A 15417-nucleotide genomic window follows, 5' to 3' on the forward strand; every position below is an offset into this window, starting at 1 on the left:
CAAAAATTAAATATGGTGTAATGCCTGTTCCGCCAGATCCGCGAAATAGCGCGCGGCTGGGGCAATGACGTTTTCATCCGGATTAAAGGCCGGATGATGCAGGCCGAATTCACTGGCGCTCCCTATGCTGACGAAAGCACCCGGAATATGCTGCAGATAGACGGCAAAGTCTTCGCCGCCCAGATGCAAATCGGCGTGATGCGTGCGGTAGCCGAAGCGGTCGGCCGCCGCGCTGGCGAACGCCGCCCATTGTTCATCGTTGACCAGCGCCGTTGGCCCGGCGTACCAGAAGACATCGATTTGCGCGCCGAAGGCGCTGGCGAAGCCGGCGGCGATTTCGCTGACTCTCGCCTTAACCCGCTGCTGCACCTCGCTACTGTGGGTGCGCAGCGTTCCCTCGAGCTCTACGCTTTCCGGCAAGACGTTCCAGGTATTTCCCCCCTGGATCCGCGTCACGCTGAGCACCACCGAATCCAGGGTATTCACTTCGCGGCTGGCGACGCTCTGTAGCAGCGTCACCAGTTGGCTCGCTAGCAGGATGGCATCTTTGCCTTCATGCGGCCGGGCGGCATGCGCCCCCTTGCCGGTCACTTTGAATACGAAGCGATCGACGTTGGCATAAAACGGGCCGCCGCGGGTGGCAAACTCGCCAACGGGTAAATTGGGCTCATTGTGCATGCCGAAGATTGCCGATACGCCGTCAAGCGCCCCGGCGCGGATCAACGTTTTTGCGCCGCCGAAACTCTCTTCCGCTGGCTGGAACAGGATCCGCACCCGCCCCGGCAGTTGCGCTTCTCGTTCCTTTAACAGCAACGCCGCGCCAAGCATCACGCTGGTATGTATATCGTGACCGCAGGCATGCATGACGCCGGGATTTTGCGAGCGGTACGGCAGTCCGGTGGCCTCTTCTATCGGTAGCGCGTCAATATCGGCGCGCAGGGCGATGATTTTATCGCCGCTGCCCACTTCCGTCACTGCGCCGGTGGTTAACTCGTAAGGCAGTAACGGCAGGCCGCCGCTTTGCAACCAGTCGCGGATACGCGCGGTGGTTGCCACTTCCTGTAATGAGAGTTCCGGGTTCTGATGCAGTTCGCGCCGCCAGCTAATCAACTGTTGTTCGAAATTCATGGCGTTACCTCCGCGCCAAGATGCGCCTGCGCCAGCAATCCCAACGACGCCAGCCGCGCACGCCCTTCGGCAATAGGGGTATCAATAATAAACTCATCAATGCCCCACTGCGCCTGAAGGGCATCGAGTTGTGCTTTAACCTCTTCTGCGGTACCGAACAACAGCGAGGACTCGCGGCGCTCGATGCGCGTCGGCGGGCTACCGGCCTGACGGGCAAAAGCCGCCGCTTGAGATTCACTGCCTACCGTCACCCGCTGACCGTTTGCCAGCTCGACGCCCCAGACCTCTACCTGCTTCGCCAGATCGGCCGCGCTGGCGGCGTCTTGCGCAACGATAACCTGTACGGCCACGATCACCTCGCGGCGGCTCAATTCGCGCCAGTTCGTCAGCACCTCCTGCAACAAGTTTTTATCGCCATTGAGATGCGCGGCAAAAACAAAGTTCCAGTCCAGACTGGCCGCCAGACGGGCGCTGTCGACGCTGGCGCCGAGCAGGAAACCGTCCGCACGGCGCGGTGGAATGGGGGTCGCGCGCAGGCTCTCCTCGCCCTGGCTTTCGGTCAACGTTAGCCAGTTATCAAGCTGGGTAAGCTGCTCGGCAAAACTGCCCTTTTCGTGCTGATGAATGCCCTGCTGTAATGCGCGAGTGGCAAGCGGCAAACCGCCTGGCGCTTTGCCAACGCCGAGATCGACACGCCCTGGGGCAAGGCTTGCCAGCAGATTAAAATTCTCGGCGACTTTGTAGGGGCTATAGTGCTGCAGCATCACGCCGCCGGAGCCGACGCGGATCTGCCGGGTTTGCCCGAGGATCCAGGCAATCAATAGCTCCGGCGACGGGCTCGCCAGCTGTTCCGCGTTGTGATGCTCGGCAATCCAGAAACGATGATATCCCCAGCGTTCTGCCTGTTGCGCAAGCGTTAACGTACGCGCCAGCGCCTGAGCGGCCGTTTCATCGGGAGCAAGGGGGCTTTTATCCAGGATACTGATTCGATAAGACATTTCGCAGGCTCGTTTTAATTAACATGCCTGCATTATTAGAATCTGCAGCGCGTACTGAGAAACAATTTATTCACATGTACTCTGCCGGAAATTAGATATGCACCCTGCCAGCCATTGCCTGCTGATGGACAATTTCAGCAATAAAGCGCTCTGTTTGTCGCTGATTACGTAAACGGACGAAACGGATATGACCATACTGCGCAGAATGCATATCCGCTAAATAGCGCTGACGATTAGAGCGCCACGTTTTCATGGTCCACAAAATTATCGAATCACGATTGCAGAAGGTGCGACGAAAGGTTTCGCGATTACCGGTACCCGGCCATAGCTCCTGCTGGTGCCAGGCGCGACTCAGCGCACGGTGAATGGCCTGATATAGTGTGCGAACAAAGCTATAATCTACCCATACCACCAGATCAATATCACGCCATTTGACTGCGCGACTGCGATTATAGTTGCCATCAAGAACCCAGCCAGCAGAGGCCGTTGCCTGCGCGATGCTGGCGAAAAACTCTTCATCCGGCGCCCCCTCCCACTCTGGCCGCCAGTAGAGCCTATCCAGTTCGATGTAGGGCAAAGAAAGCGCTGCCGCCAGGCGTTGCGCAAGTGTCGACTTCCCTACGCCGCTAGTGCCTACCACATTGATTTTCATGATGATTTCAAGCCCCTTTTTCTCCCGATAGTCAGCATATACTCTCTTCAGCTGCGTAGATCCTTGTGGCGAAAGCCGTCTACCGCGTTTAGACTCAATTTCCTGCCTGAATTCGCTAAATTAAATACGGTAACAGCATGTTAAAGGATAACTTCAACGATCTCCTGTCGTTTATGGTAGTCGCCCGCGAACGCAGTTTCACCCGCGCTGCTGCCCAACTTGGGGTATCGCAATCTGCGCTGAGCCATGCGATGCGCAACCTCGAAGCCCGGCTTGATGTTCGTCTGCTGACCCGTACCACCCGCAGCGTCGCCCCCACCGAAGCGGGTGAAAAATTGTTCCAGAATTTACGTCCGCATCTCACGGAAATTGAACGCGAGCTCGGCGCCTTGAGGGATAGCCGCGCCCTTCCGGCGGGTAATATTCGCCTTAATGCCGGTGAACACGCCGTCAGCGCGGTGTTGTGGCCGGCATTAAAGCCATTTATGTTGCGTTATCCGGATATCAATATCGAAATTACCGTCGATAACGGCCTGGCCGATATCGTCGATGGCCGTTTTGACGCCGGCGTTCGTCTCGGCGATCAGGTGGCAAAGGATATGATTGCGGTACGCATCGCCCCAGACATGCGCATGGTCGTCGTGGGCTCGCCCGACTATCTACAACGCTACGGCACCCCGCAGACGCCTTATCAACTGGATCAGCACCGCTGTATTAATATGCGGCTACCAACCCGCGGCGGGATTTACGCCTGGGAATTCACCGATGACGGTAAAGGCTTTCAGGTTTATGTAGAGGGTCAACTGACGCTGAATAGCTTACCGCAACGCATTGATGCCGCTGAATCTGGTCTCGGCCTGGCCTATGTGCCGGATGATTGCGTCGAGGAGGCGCTGGTTGCCGGTCGTTTAGTACGGGTACTCGATGCCTGGACACCCACCTTCCCTGGTTATCATCTGTATTATCCCAGCCGTCGTCAGCATACCGCTGCGTTTGCGCTACTCGTCGACGCGTTGCGTCATTGAACTCATTGATATTTAAGTAAGTGCTGTTGTGAAATGTTTTACGTGCGTCACTATCACGTTACGTGTAGGATGCAGCGCCGTGCATGATTTATCTCTACGACAGAATAGTGAGAAAGCCAGCACGATGTATCGCCGCTGCGCGATACGACAACCACTCATGGACATTGACAGGAAAATGGGTACATCAATGAATAACAAACACACTGACGCGGCGGAACATCATGCCGCGAAACGCCACTGGCTCAACTCGCACGAATCGGGTTACCACAAAGCAATGGGCAACCGTCAGGTACAGATGATCGCCATTGGCGGCGCCATCGGGACCGGTCTGTTTCTCGGCGCCGGGGCGCGTTTACAAATGGCAGGCCCGGCGCTGGCGCTGGTTTATCTGGTTTGCGGTATCTTCTCCTTCTTCATCCTTCGCGCCCTCGGCGAACTGGTTCTCCATCGCCCCTCCAGCGGTAGTTTCGTCTCTTACGCTCGCGAATTTCTCGGTGAAAAAGCCGCCTACGTCGCCGGCTGGATGTATTTCGTCAACTGGGCAATGACCGGTATCGTCGATATCACCGCTGTCGCCTTGTATATGCACTATTGGGGCGCTTTCGGCGATGTTCCGCAGTGGGTCTTCGCCCTTGGCGCGCTGGCGATCGTCGGCACCATGAATATGATCGGCGTGAAATGGTTCGCTGAGATGGAGTTCTGGTTCGCGTTGGTGAAAGTACTGGCTATCGTCGCGTTCCTGGTTGTCGGCACGATTTTCCTCGGTACCGGCAAACCGCTGGATGGCAATGCCACCGGCTTCCATCTGATTACCGACAACGGCGGTTTCTTCCCGCACGGTTTGTTGCCGGCTCTGGTACTGATTCAGGGCGTCGTCTTCGCCTTCGCTTCCATCGAGTTGGTGGGTACCGCGGCAGGCGAATGTAAAGACCCGGAAACCATGGTACCGAAAGCGATTAACAGCGTGATCTGGCGTATCGGCTTGTTCTACGTCGGTTCCGTGGTGCTGTTGGTGCTGCTGCTGCCGTGGAACGCCTATCAGGCAGGGCAAAGCCCGTTTGTCACCTTCTTCTCGAAGCTCGGCGTACCGTACATCGGCAGCGTGATGAACATCGTCGTGTTAACTGCCGCCCTCTCCAGCCTGAACTCAGGCCTGTACTGCACCGGGCGAATTCTGCGTTCGATGTCGATGGGTGGCTCAGCGCCGAAGTTTATGTCAAAGATGAGCCGTCATCACGTCCCTTACGCCGGGATCCTCGCGACGCTGGCGGTCTACGTGGTGGGGGTCTTCCTCAACTATCTGGTACCGTCGCAGGTATTTGAGATCGTACTTAACGTCGCATCATTGGGGATTATCGCCTCATGGGGCTTTATCGTGATCTGCCAGATGCGTCTGCGTAAGGCTATCAAGGAAGGAAAAGCGGCGGATGTAAGCTTTAAAATGCCGGGCGCGCCATTTACTTCATGGCTAACGCTGTTGTTCTTGCTGAGCGTTCTGGTGTTGATGGCTTTTGACTACCCGAACGGCACCTATACCATCGGTTCCATTCCGCTGCTGGCGGTGCTGCTGATCGCTGGCTGGTTCGGCGTACGTAAACGCGTGGCTGATGTTCACAGCACGGCGCCGGGCGTTGAAAAACGCTAAGCGCCTCTCCATAACGGTTTGCCCCTCAGCGGGCAAACCGTCACCGCAAAATTAATTATCTTCCACCAGTTGAGCAACGTCGCTGCTGTTGATTTCGCGTTTGTTGCCAGACTCATCGATATAGCTGGTCATGCCGGTTTCTTTATCCAACTGCGGTTTACCGTGGGTCACGATAGTTTGCCCGCTTTTTGTCGTCATGACGTAATTAGAGCTGCAGCCAGCCAGAAGCGCCAGCATTGCCGCCGCACAGATCACCATATATGGCTTTTTCATAATTTCTCCAGAATGATTACCACTCTCCCGCCGCGCGCGGGAAAAAGTAAGTGTATAACCTTTATAGTAATCAGGCTAATAGCGGTTTGTAACAGAGGATGAGACCCGGAGTAAGGAGGGGCTCCCCCTCCTTGAAAGATTACAGGGCAATGCGGATAACGTCGTCCGGCGCGGTGGCCTCTTTCTGACGAGTTGACTCCTGCTTCACGCTAACAAACAGCGTTTTTCCATCGGCGGACAGCGCCAGGCTATTCGGGAAAGTCGGCGTTTTAAAGGTTTTAACGACCTTATAGGTCTTAGCATCAATCACGCTGACTTCACCCGCTTTGCGATGGGTGACGTAGACTTCGTTGCGGGCTGGGTTAAACAGTACCGCCAGGGATTCCGGCGCGGCGATTTTTTGCAGCACTTTGCCGTCACGAATATCCACCACCAGCACTTCCGGCTGCTTGCTGTCGGTAATGAAAGCACGGTGACCGGCTGTATCCAGGCTCAGGTTCAGGTAGAAATGCTCCTTACCATCGTCCTGCAGCTTCTTGCGCGAGAGGATCTTATTGCTATCGGTATCGATAGTCAGTAGTTCGCCATCGGCATTGGTGGTGTAAAGACGTTTAGCGTCAGCATCGATTGCCAGTCCGGTGGCCATCGCGCCGGTATTGGCAATGGTATCTTTCAGCGTCAGCTTGTCGCCATCCACCACCCAAATGACGCTCTCTTTACCCAGACCGGAGATATATACGGTATTGGTTTTCTCATTCACCACCAGCTCACGCGGCTGCAGCGGGCGCACGGTATCACTACGTTTACGGTCATCGAGCACCAGTCGCCCTTTCACCGCGCTGGTTTTGGCATCTATTGCGGTCACGCTGCTATCAACGGTGTTGCCAAACCACAACGTCTGGGTGGTGTTATTGATGGTGGCGCCGAACGGTTTAAGGTCGTTATGAATAACCTGGGTGATGTCGAGCGTAGTCGGATCCAGACGATAGACGATACCGCCTTTATCCAGCGAGCGGCTTTGCGAGGTGGCAACCCACAGCGCATTTTCCTGCTGGCTATACGCCATTTCGTACGCGCCTTTACCGACCGCTTTACGCAAGAGCTCCTCGGCGGCGTGGGCGCTGAAGCTGCCTGCCAACAGTAACGACGTTACTAACAGAGAACGACGCAGACGCGGCGCGGATAACTGACGTAATGACATAACGATTCCCTTTATAGAACAATTAATTACTGGTTAGAGATGGCTTCCACAGCGTGAAGTTTACCTTCACTCGTTTTGTAAATGAGAATAGTAATCATTATTTATCGTAATGTGGAGCGTTAATTGGCTTTTTTGATGAAAAGAATCACCTTTACTTGCTATTAGTTAACGACCGGTTAGTTAATTCTTTTCAAAGAATTTACAAACGGTGTAACATATATACATATGTTCCATTTGGTACGTTTCTCTTTGCGAGTCGCTTTGATGAAGATTATTGCCATGCGCACGGTCGCGCTCCCCGCTTTATTACTCCCTCTCGTCGCCAACGTGCACGCCAGCACGAACGACGAACAAACCATGGTCGTTACGGCGACGCCTACCGCGATTTCCGAACTGGATACCCCTGCCGCCGTCAGCGTAGTGAACGGCGATGATATGCGTCAGGCCGCCCCGCGAATTAACCTCTCGGAATCGCTCGGCGCGGTACCCGGTTTGCAGGTACAAAACCGGCAAAACTATGCTCAGGATTTGCAGCTGTCGATTCGTGGTTTTGGTTCCCGCTCCACCTACGGCGTCCGCGGCCTGCGGCTATACGTTGACGGTATCCCGGCCACCATGCCCGATGGCCAGGGCCAGACGTCGAATATCGATATCGGCAGTATCGATAGCCTCGAGGTGTTACGCGGACCTTTTTCCGCGCTCTATGGCAACTCTTCCGGCGGCGTCATTAACGTCAATACCCAAACTGGCAGCCAGCCGCCGACCATCGAGGCCAGCAGCTACTACGGCAGCTTCGGCACCTGGCATTACGGACTGAAGGCCACCGGCGCCGTCGGCGACGGCACCCAGGCAGGTGATGTCGACTACACGGTGTCGACCAACCGTTTTACTACCCACGGTTCACGCGACCATAGCGGGGCGCGTAAAAATCTCGCCAACGCCAAATTAGGCGTGCGTATAAACGACGTCAGTAAATTAACGCTGCTGTTCAATAGCGTAGATATCAAAGCAAACGATCCGGGCGGATTGACATATGATGAATGGCGTAATAATCCTCAGCAGTCGCCGCGCGGCGATCAATACAACACGCGAAAAACGGTGAAACAAACCCAGGCCGGTTTACGCTATGAGCGCCAGCTTAGCCAGCAGGACGATCTCAGCGTGATGATGTATGCCGGCGAGCGCGAAACTACCCAGTATCAGTCAATCCGTGTCGAAGCTCAGGACAACCCCTCAAATTCCGGCGGAGTCATCGATCTCACCCGTCATTACCAGGGTATCGATACCCGCTGGACCCACCGCGGCGAATTGCTGGTTCCCGTCACCTTTACGACCGGTCTTAATTACGAAAATATGAGCGAGCAACGTAAAGGATACGAGAATTTTGTCGTGACAAACGACGGTGTGCAGTTAGGAGAAAAAGGCAATTTACGTCGTAATGAACGAAATTTGATGTGGAATGTGGATCCTTATCTGCAAACCCAGTGGCAATTAACTGACAAGCTCACATTCGATGCTGGCGTCCGCTACAGCTCCGTATGGTTTGACTCCAACGATCATTACGTTACCGAAGATAATCCCGACAGTAGTGACAGTACCAGTTACCATAAATGGTTACCGGCGGGTTCTTTGAAATATGCCGTCACTGAAGCGTGGAACGTTTATCTTTCTGCTGGCCGCGGTTTTGAGACTCCAACGATTACTGAACTTTCCTATCGCTCAAAGAATATTGCCGGGCTGAATCTCGGGTTGAAACCAGCGACCAACGACACCGTTGAGATCGGTAGTAAATTGCGTGTTGCAAATGGCCTGCTTACCGCAGCTTTATTCCAGACCGATACCGATAATGAGATTGTTGCTGATGATAGCGCAGGCGGCCGCACTAGCTATAAAAACGCCGGTAAAACCCGTCGTCAGGGAATGGAACTTGGCCTCGACCAGCAGTTTGGCGACAGCTGGAAATTAAAAGCAGCATGGACCTGGCTCGACGCCACCTATCGCACGAACGTTTGCGGCTCCTCAGACTGCAACGGCAATCGTATTCCGGGTATTGCCCGCAATATGGGCTATGCCTCTTTCGGCTACCAACCGGAACAGGGCTGGTACGCGGGTAGCGATATCCGTTATATGGGCGACATTATGGCCAACGACGCCAACACCGCCAAAGCGCCATCGTGGACCGTGGTAGGCCTGACCACCGGCTATAAGTGGAGCTACGGGAAAATGGATATGGATCTATTCGGCCGCGTCGATAACCTGTTCGATCGCACCTACGTTGGCTCGGTGATTGTTAATGAATCCAATGGTCGTTATTACGAACCGGCGCCGGGCCGTAACTTCGGCATCGGTATGAATCTCGCCTGGCGTTTCGAATGATGACGCCACCCAATGAGTAATGATAAAAAAAGGGATCCCAATTGGGATCCCTTTTTATTGCGCCACATTCTGTTAGAACGCGCTTCTTAAGGACAATTCGAAAATAATTTTTTCCGCCTGGCAGGAGAAATTCACCGCCGCGTCCAGTTTCGCCTCATTACCCACCGGCTCAATCGTGTAATCCACGCTCGGCGTTTCGCTGGCGGCGGCAACGGCGCGTTCGCGAATGGCCGCTACCGCAGACTCCGCTTCTTCACGAGTAGGGAAAAGTTTCTCGACCCGGTAAACGCAGTCTTCGTTATCAATAATGGTGCCAACATCAATGGCGCAGCCTTTGGTACTGCATTTATCAACTACATCTTTCATCGCATTAACCTCTTAAGTTTCCTTAAGGATAAAAAGCCGCTCACGGAAAAGCAAACCATTAATAAAAGTATGGATTAGTCATTTTTTTGCTTAGAGGCGACGAAACTGCCCCCGCACGCGTCTTCGGGGGCGTTAGATAAGGCGGTAACGTTACTCCTCCGCTGCGACGTTAATCACCACTTTGCCGAAGTTTTCTCCCTTCAGCAGGCCAATCAGCGCCTGCGGCGCCTGCGCCAGGCCATCAATCTGCTGCTCGCGGTATTTGATTTTACCTTCTTGCACCCAGCGCCCCATTTGCTGCTGGAACTCCGCGATGCGATGCCCGTAATCCTGGCCGATGATAAAACCCTGCATACGAATACGTTTTTTAAGGATCGTCGCCATCAGCAGCGGCAGCCGATCCGGGCCATCCGGCAGCGCGGTGGCGTTATAGCCGCTAACCAGTCCGCACACGGGAACCCGCGCAGCGGTATTCAACAACGGCAGGACCGCATCAAAGACTTTACCGCCGACGTTTTCATAGTAGACATCGATGCCCTGTGGGCAGGCCTGCGCCAGCTGTTGGCTGAAATCCGCAGCGCGGTGATCAAGACAGGCATCGAAACCTAAAACCTCAACGGCGTATCGACACTTCTCGACGCCGCCGGCAATGCCGACGGTACGGCAACCCTTAAGTTTGCCGATCTGCCCGACGGTTGCCCCCACCGGGCCGGTTGCCGCCGCCACCACCAGCGTTTCCCCCGCTTTCGGCTGGCCGATATCCAGCAGCCCCATATAAGCGGTAAATCCCGGCATACCTAGCACCCCAAGCGCCCAGGAGGGGTGCTCAGGATTGTCGCCGAGCTTAACCAGATCGCTACCATCGGAAAGCGCATAATCCTGCCAGCCGCTATAGCCAAGCACCCACTCACCGGGTTTAAAATCAGGGTGATTAGTGCTCACCACGCGGCTTACCGTCCCCCCGACCATCACCGCGCCAATGTCCACCGGCGGCGAATAAGAAGGCGCATCGCTCATCCGTCCGCGCATATAAGGGTCGAGCGACAAATAAATAGTCCGCAGCAGGATCTGATTCGCCCCCGGCGTCGGGAGGTCACCCTCTTCCAGTCTGAAATTTTCGGCGGTAGGTTCACCGTGCGGGCGTGAAGCCAATACCCAGCGGTGATGGCGTTGTGGAATAGCGGTCATAGCAAACTCCTCTTGTTAACGGCCTGTACTGAGGCTAGCCGTTTTATGCTTAACGCGCTTTAACATTATGAGCCGGATTGGTTCAGGCGCACCACCAGATAGACGCAAGTCTCGCTGGACTCATTGATAAACCGGCAATCGTTGGGCGGCCCCAGTTCCAGACAATCACCCGCCTGCATCTGATGGCGAGTGTTCCCTTCAACAAAAACTAACTCACCTTGCTGAAGCCAGATGAGCTGTCGCGCCAGCGCATACGAAGAAGCAGGCATCGGTACATCGCTGCCGGCCGGCAGCTCTATTTGCACCAGATCGATCGGCAGATCGCTACGCGGCGAGACGTGACGGCGCAAATAGTGGCTTTGTGGATCTCGCCACACCGGCTGGTTGGCAAAGCGCAAAAGCTTGCCCTCCTGCATCTCTGCACGCGCAATTAACGTCGACATACTGATGCCAAACGCGCCGGAGAGTCGGCCCAGCATCGCCGCGGTGGGGCTACTTTCGCCACGTTCAATTTTATGCACCATTGCCCGCGAGGCCCCTGCGCGTTCAGCCAGATCGCTCAGCGACCAGCCGCGGGACTCGCGTTCGATACGAATGCGTGCGCTAATGCGCTGGTTGAGATTGTCTTCTATAGTATTCATCATGTAACAATATAGTGCGCACTACCGTATTACACAACTGTCCGCTATCCCCGATACTGCGCCGTTCCACGTAAAATTTATCGTAAAACTGATGACAGCCTGCCGTTCATTATTGTAATAATACCGTACCACTATAGTGTACAGACTTTGAGGCTTGCTATGTCCATCCGCCATGCCAGTAAAGACGATTGCGCGGCGATCGCCGAAATCTATAATCACGCCGTACTGCATACCGCTGCCATCTGGAATGACAAAACCGTCGATATCGATAACCGTATTGCCTGGTTTGAGGCCCGGCAGATTGCCGGTTATCCGGTGCTGGTGAGTGAAGAAAACGGCGCCATCACCGGGTACTCCTCGTTCGGCGACTGGCGCGCTTTTGACGGTTTCCGCCATACCGTTGAACATTCGGTATATGTCCATCCCGACCATCAGGGCAAGGGGATTGGCCGTAAGCTGTTAGTCGCGCTCATTGCTGAAGCACGGCGCCTGCGTAAACATGTGATGGTGGCCGGAATTGAATCCCGCAACCATGCTTCGTTACATCTGCATGAATCACTTGGTTTTATCACCAGCGGACAGATGCCGCAGGTGGGAACCAAATTCGGCCGCTGGCTGGATCTGACCTTTATGCAGCTACAGCTCGACGATCGCCAGGATCCGGACGGCGAGGCATGAATCAGTCGCTCACCCTTGCCTGCCTGATAGCGGCGGGCGTCGGTCTGGTATTGCAAAACACCCTGATGGTCCGCATTACCCAATCCGCCTCGACGATTCTTATCGCCATGCTGCTCAATTCGCTGGTGGGGATCGTGCTTTTTGTCACTATCTTACTCCTGCGCCACGGCGCGGCAGGCTTTCAGGAACTGGCGCTCAACGTCAAATGGTGGACCCTGATTCCCGGCCTGCTGGGTTCGTTTTTCGTCTTCGCCAGCATCAGCGGCTATCAAAACGTGGGCGCGGCGACAACCATTGCGGTATTGGTGGCCAGCCAACTGGTTGGCGGATTGGTTATTGATTTGATTCGCGCCCAGGGCGTGCCGATTCGGGCGTTAATCGGGCCAGTATGCGGGGCGGTGATGTTGGTGGTGGGCGCCTGGCTGGTGGCAGGCGCCAGTTCTGACGTCGTCCTTAAAGGATCTCGCCGCCTTTGGTTAACTGCTCGCGGCGTGCTTCCTGATCTTCATGATGTTGCCGCCCGTGATGGGCTATCGCTGTCCGCAGGCGCTGCTGCTGGGTATAACGCTCTTCACGGCCCAGCTCAGCATCATCGCTTAACGCGATCAGTAGCTCGTTCATAGGGGCAATCACGCCCCCGGCAATGGTGTCATCGACCCTGGCAATGACATCGTCCAGATGTGCCATCCTGTTCTCCTTTTCGATCAATTCAGCTTAGCTTTGGAAAAATCGCTTCCCATCAGACTCACGCTATAGCCGCTGACGTTACTGCGGGTGGCGTAGAAAGTTTTACCCGTCGCCAGCGTGATCCACGGCGCCTGCTGATAGAAAATTTCCTGAGCCTGTTGGTAGAGTTTGTCGCGGGCCTGCGGATCGCTCACCAGAAGCGCTTTTTTCACCAGCGCGTCATAGGACTTATCGCACCAGCGCGCTACGTTGGAGCCGGTTTTGATATTATCACAGCTGAGCAGCGTACCAGCGAAGTTGTCCGGATCGCCGTTATCGGACATCCAGCCAAACAGCGCGCTATCATGTTCGCCCTTGCGCATACCGGAAAGGTATTCGCCCCACTCATAGCTGACGATTTTCGCTTTAATGCCGACTTTGCTCCAGTCGTTCTGAATCATTTCAGCGACACGCTTCGAGTTCGGGTTATACGGGCGCTGTACCGGCATCGACCACAGGGTCACTTCTGCGCCCTGCTCCAACCCGGCCTGCTTAAGTAACGCTTTCGCTTTCTGCGGATTGTAGTCGTAATCCGGCAAATCCTTTTTGTAACCGAGCATATTGGCCGGGATCGGCGATTTCGCCACGTTGCCGGAATCCAGGAAGACCGCTTTCACAATCGCCTGCTTGTCGGTGGCGTAGTTCAGCGCCTGACGTACCAGCACGTTATCAAACGGTTTCTTTTGCGTATTAAACGCCAGATACCCCACGTTCAACGCCTCCACCGCGTGTAACGCCAGATCTTTATTCCCTTTAATCACCGGGAACTGTACCGGCGATGGCGCGGGAATGATCTGGCATTCGTTGGTCTGCAGCTTAGCCAGACGAGTCTCAACGTTCGGCGTGATGGAGAAGATCAGATGTTTAGTCGGCACCTCACCTTCCCAATAATGCGGATTGGCGATATAGCGGATTTGTGAATCCACTTTGTACTGCTGCAGCGCATAGGGGCCGGTACCAATAGGCCAGCTGTCAACGTATTCCGGCGTCCCTTTTTTCAACATTGCATCGGCATATTCAGCAGAAAGAATCGAAGCGAAGTCCATCCCCCAATCGGCGAGAAACGCCGCATTGGGCTCGCTCAGCACAAACTGAACGTGGTAATCATCGATCTTCTTCACTTCTTTAATCAGCTTATCAAGACCAACGTCGTGGAAATATTCATAATTGCCCTGCGACACGTTGTGATAAGGATGCTGCGGATCCTGCTGGCGCAGCACCGAGAACAGCACATCATCCGCATTGAAATCGCGGGTTGGCTTAAAGTATTTATTGCTGTTGAACTGCACGCCCTTACGCAGCGTAAAGGTCCAGGTTTTACCATCCGGGGACACTTTCCATTCGGTCGCCAGCGACGGAATCGGTGTGTTTTTAAGCGGGTCAAATGTTATCAGGCGATTATAAAGTACCTGTGAGCTGGCAACGAATGAAGGACCAGAGCTGGCGATTTGCGGGTTAAAGGATTCCGGCGAGGCTTCCGAACAGTAGACCAGCGTGTCGTTGGCCGCAGCCAACGCGGCGCCGGCTGGCAGCAGTGCGCTTAGTGCCAGTGCAAGTAGTGATTTCCCTGTAGACATGGTTATAAACCTTATAAATTTGTTATATGCCCACTAATAACAGCACAGCGGAATACAACCAGCAAATAATGAATCGCTATTAGATTCACACTTTAACTCATAAGGTTAGCGCTATTTGCGGCACTTCTCATAACGAAAGCCAGTGACTCGCGCACCGGTACGACAAAATGCCTTTTTCCGACTAAAATCCATTCGCGTGCCGCATTGTCCCTTTTCAGTCAAAGGAGCGTTACATGACGAATTCGATTTATCAGCCTATCACCCTCAACGATCCGCGGTTGTTGCAATTTGCCGAACAGTTGAATCCTGGCGCCAGTCCGATCTATCTCCCGGTCATTGATAAACCGGGGCCCGAGGGAAACGCCTATTGGAACGTCAGCGCGGCGATCGAACAGGTCGGTGGAAAAATGCTGCTGGGCTGGGAAATAAACTACTGGCCTGGCTGTTTTCTGGTCGCAACACATCATGCCGCCTTACAGGCCGACGATGGTGGTGTCTATGATGTGACTCAACGTTCGCAAGCCGCGGCGGTGCCTACCGTTAATCTGTTTATTCCCGACGACTCAATTGCTATTGATCTTGATAAAACGCCGGCCGTGAAATCACGATTTTATATATTACATTCCGCCGCCCAAATTACGGACTATCTCAGGGCCTATGACAATCTCAACGCTTTCGAGAAAAAGCTAAGCGATAAGCTTTATGATATCGGCTATCGTTGTGAAACTAATAAAGCCTTGGCAAGCGGCGTAGTTGGGGCTACGCCTGCCTTCACCGAAGGCAGTTCAGTCGATATTGACGAAATAAAAATGAATATTTCTGAGTTAAGCTGGATATTAAAAGATAAAATTAAAAAGCTAAAACAATATTCTGACGCACTACAGGTACAGCCATTACATTAACTTTCCTCTTTGGGCCGTGGCGAATGGATTGTGTCTGCTGC

15 protein-coding genes and 1 pseudogene are annotated in these 15417 nt (G+C 54.3%); 6 read left to right on the forward strand and 10 right to left on the reverse strand.

Annotated elements, in window-relative coordinates; all coding sequences use genetic code 11:
• Positions 1-6: 6 nt before the first annotated feature.
• The 3 genes from ABLV08_RS02260 to ABLV08_RS02270 all read right to left on the reverse strand — a co-directional run bounded on the left by ABLV08_RS02260 (position 7) and on the right by ABLV08_RS02270 (position 2778).
• Positions 7-1128 (reverse strand): amidohydrolase, encoded by a 1122-nt coding sequence (locus ABLV08_RS02260; RefSeq protein WP_015366430.1) that lies wholly within the window; start codon positions 1126-1128, stop codon positions 7-9.
• Positions 1125-2126 (reverse strand): MsnO8 family LLM class oxidoreductase, encoded by a 1002-nt coding sequence (locus tag ABLV08_RS02265; protein ID WP_348855497.1) that lies wholly within the window; start codon positions 2124-2126, stop codon positions 1125-1127. The genes ABLV08_RS02260 and ABLV08_RS02265 overlap by 4 nt, the downstream gene beginning before the upstream one ends.
• A gap of 91 nt (positions 2127-2217) precedes the next feature.
• A complete protein-coding gene (locus ABLV08_RS02270; RefSeq protein ID WP_320896814.1) occupies positions 2218-2778 on the reverse strand; it encodes an adenylate kinase in 561 nt (186 codons plus the stop codon).
• Positions 2779-2915: 137 nt separating this feature from the next.
• Here ABLV08_RS02270 and ABLV08_RS02275 point away from each other — a divergent pair, with 137 nt between their 5' ends.
• Positions 2916-3803 (forward strand): LysR family transcriptional regulator, encoded by an 888-nt coding sequence (locus ABLV08_RS02275; protein WP_015366427.1) that lies wholly within the window; start codon positions 2916-2918, stop codon positions 3801-3803.
• 187 nt (positions 3804-3990) lie between these two features.
• Positions 3991-5448, forward strand: a complete 1458-nt coding sequence (gene ansP, locus ABLV08_RS02280) for an L-asparagine permease (RefSeq protein ID WP_149270913.1) — start codon at positions 3991-3993, stop codon at positions 5446-5448.
• A gap of 51 nt (positions 5449-5499) precedes the next feature.
• On the opposite strand, the gene ABLV08_RS02285 is transcribed toward ansP, so the two are convergent.
• Entirely contained in the window at positions 5500-5721 is a 222-nt protein-coding gene (locus ABLV08_RS02285; RefSeq protein WP_015366425.1) for a YgdI/YgdR family lipoprotein, read from the reverse strand.
• Positions 5722-5860: 139 nt separating this feature from the next.
• Positions 5861-6922, reverse strand: coding sequence for a YncE family protein (locus ABLV08_RS02290; protein WP_348855499.1), 1062 nt, complete (start codon positions 6920-6922; stop codon positions 5861-5863).
• 264 nt (positions 6923-7186) lie between these two features.
• Between ABLV08_RS02290 and pqqU the strand changes: the two genes are divergently transcribed.
• A complete protein-coding gene (gene pqqU, locus ABLV08_RS02295) occupies positions 7187-9298 on the forward strand; it encodes a TonB-dependent receptor PqqU (RefSeq protein WP_325923181.1) in 2112 nt (703 codons plus the stop codon).
• 72 nt (positions 9299-9370) lie between these two features.
• On the opposite strand, the gene ABLV08_RS02300 is transcribed toward pqqU, so the two are convergent.
• From ABLV08_RS02300 to ABLV08_RS02310, 3 genes are all read right to left on the reverse strand, one after another.
• Positions 9371-9664 (reverse strand): DUF406 domain-containing protein, encoded by a 294-nt coding sequence (locus ABLV08_RS02300; RefSeq protein ID WP_015705548.1) that lies wholly within the window; start codon positions 9662-9664, stop codon positions 9371-9373.
• 150 nt (positions 9665-9814) lie between these two features.
• The gene (locus ABLV08_RS02305) at positions 9815-10852 is read right to left on the reverse strand and encodes an NADP-dependent oxidoreductase (protein WP_032711726.1); all 1038 of its coding nucleotides are present in this window, start codon (positions 10850-10852) and stop codon (positions 9815-9817) included.
• A 65-nt stretch (positions 10853-10917) separates the two neighbouring features.
• Positions 10918-11493 (reverse strand): XRE family transcriptional regulator, encoded by a 576-nt coding sequence (locus ABLV08_RS02310; RefSeq protein ID WP_015366420.1) that lies wholly within the window; start codon positions 11491-11493, stop codon positions 10918-10920.
• Between the two features lie 159 nt (positions 11494-11652).
• Between ABLV08_RS02310 and ABLV08_RS02315 the strand changes: the two genes are divergently transcribed.
• Positions 11653-12171 (forward strand): GNAT family N-acetyltransferase, encoded by a 519-nt coding sequence (locus ABLV08_RS02315; RefSeq protein ID WP_126027357.1) that lies wholly within the window; start codon positions 11653-11655, stop codon positions 12169-12171.
• A pseudogene (locus ABLV08_RS02320) lies at positions 12168-12602 on the forward strand (DMT family transporter); the annotation flags it as partial. The gene ABLV08_RS02315 and the pseudogene ABLV08_RS02320, both read left to right, overlap by 4 nt.
• A 22-nt stretch (positions 12603-12624) precedes the next feature.
• Here the strand turns inward: ABLV08_RS02320 and ABLV08_RS02325 are convergent.
• Together ABLV08_RS02325 and ABLV08_RS02330 are read right to left on the reverse strand one after the other, a co-directional pair.
• Positions 12625-12858 carry a YdcY family protein gene (locus tag ABLV08_RS02325; RefSeq protein WP_032714595.1) on the reverse strand — a complete coding sequence of 78 codons (234 nt, stop codon included), beginning with the start codon at positions 12856-12858 and terminating at the stop codon, positions 12625-12627.
• Between the two features lie 17 nt (positions 12859-12875).
• Entirely contained in the window at positions 12876-14474 is a 1599-nt protein-coding gene (locus ABLV08_RS02330; RefSeq protein WP_032711727.1) for an ABC transporter substrate-binding protein, read from the reverse strand.
• A 233-nt stretch (positions 14475-14707) separates the two neighbouring features.
• On the opposite strand from ABLV08_RS02330, the gene ABLV08_RS02335 reads away from it, so the two are divergent.
• A complete protein-coding gene (locus ABLV08_RS02335; protein WP_047056919.1) occupies positions 14708-15376 on the forward strand; it encodes a hypothetical protein in 669 nt (222 codons plus the stop codon).
• Positions 15377-15417 lie beyond the last annotated feature (41 nt).

The sequence above is a fragment of the Klebsiella sp. CN_Kp088 genome, assembly GCF_040064335.1.
Taxonomy (GTDB): Bacteria; Pseudomonadota; Gammaproteobacteria; order Enterobacterales; family Enterobacteriaceae; genus Klebsiella; species Klebsiella aerogenes.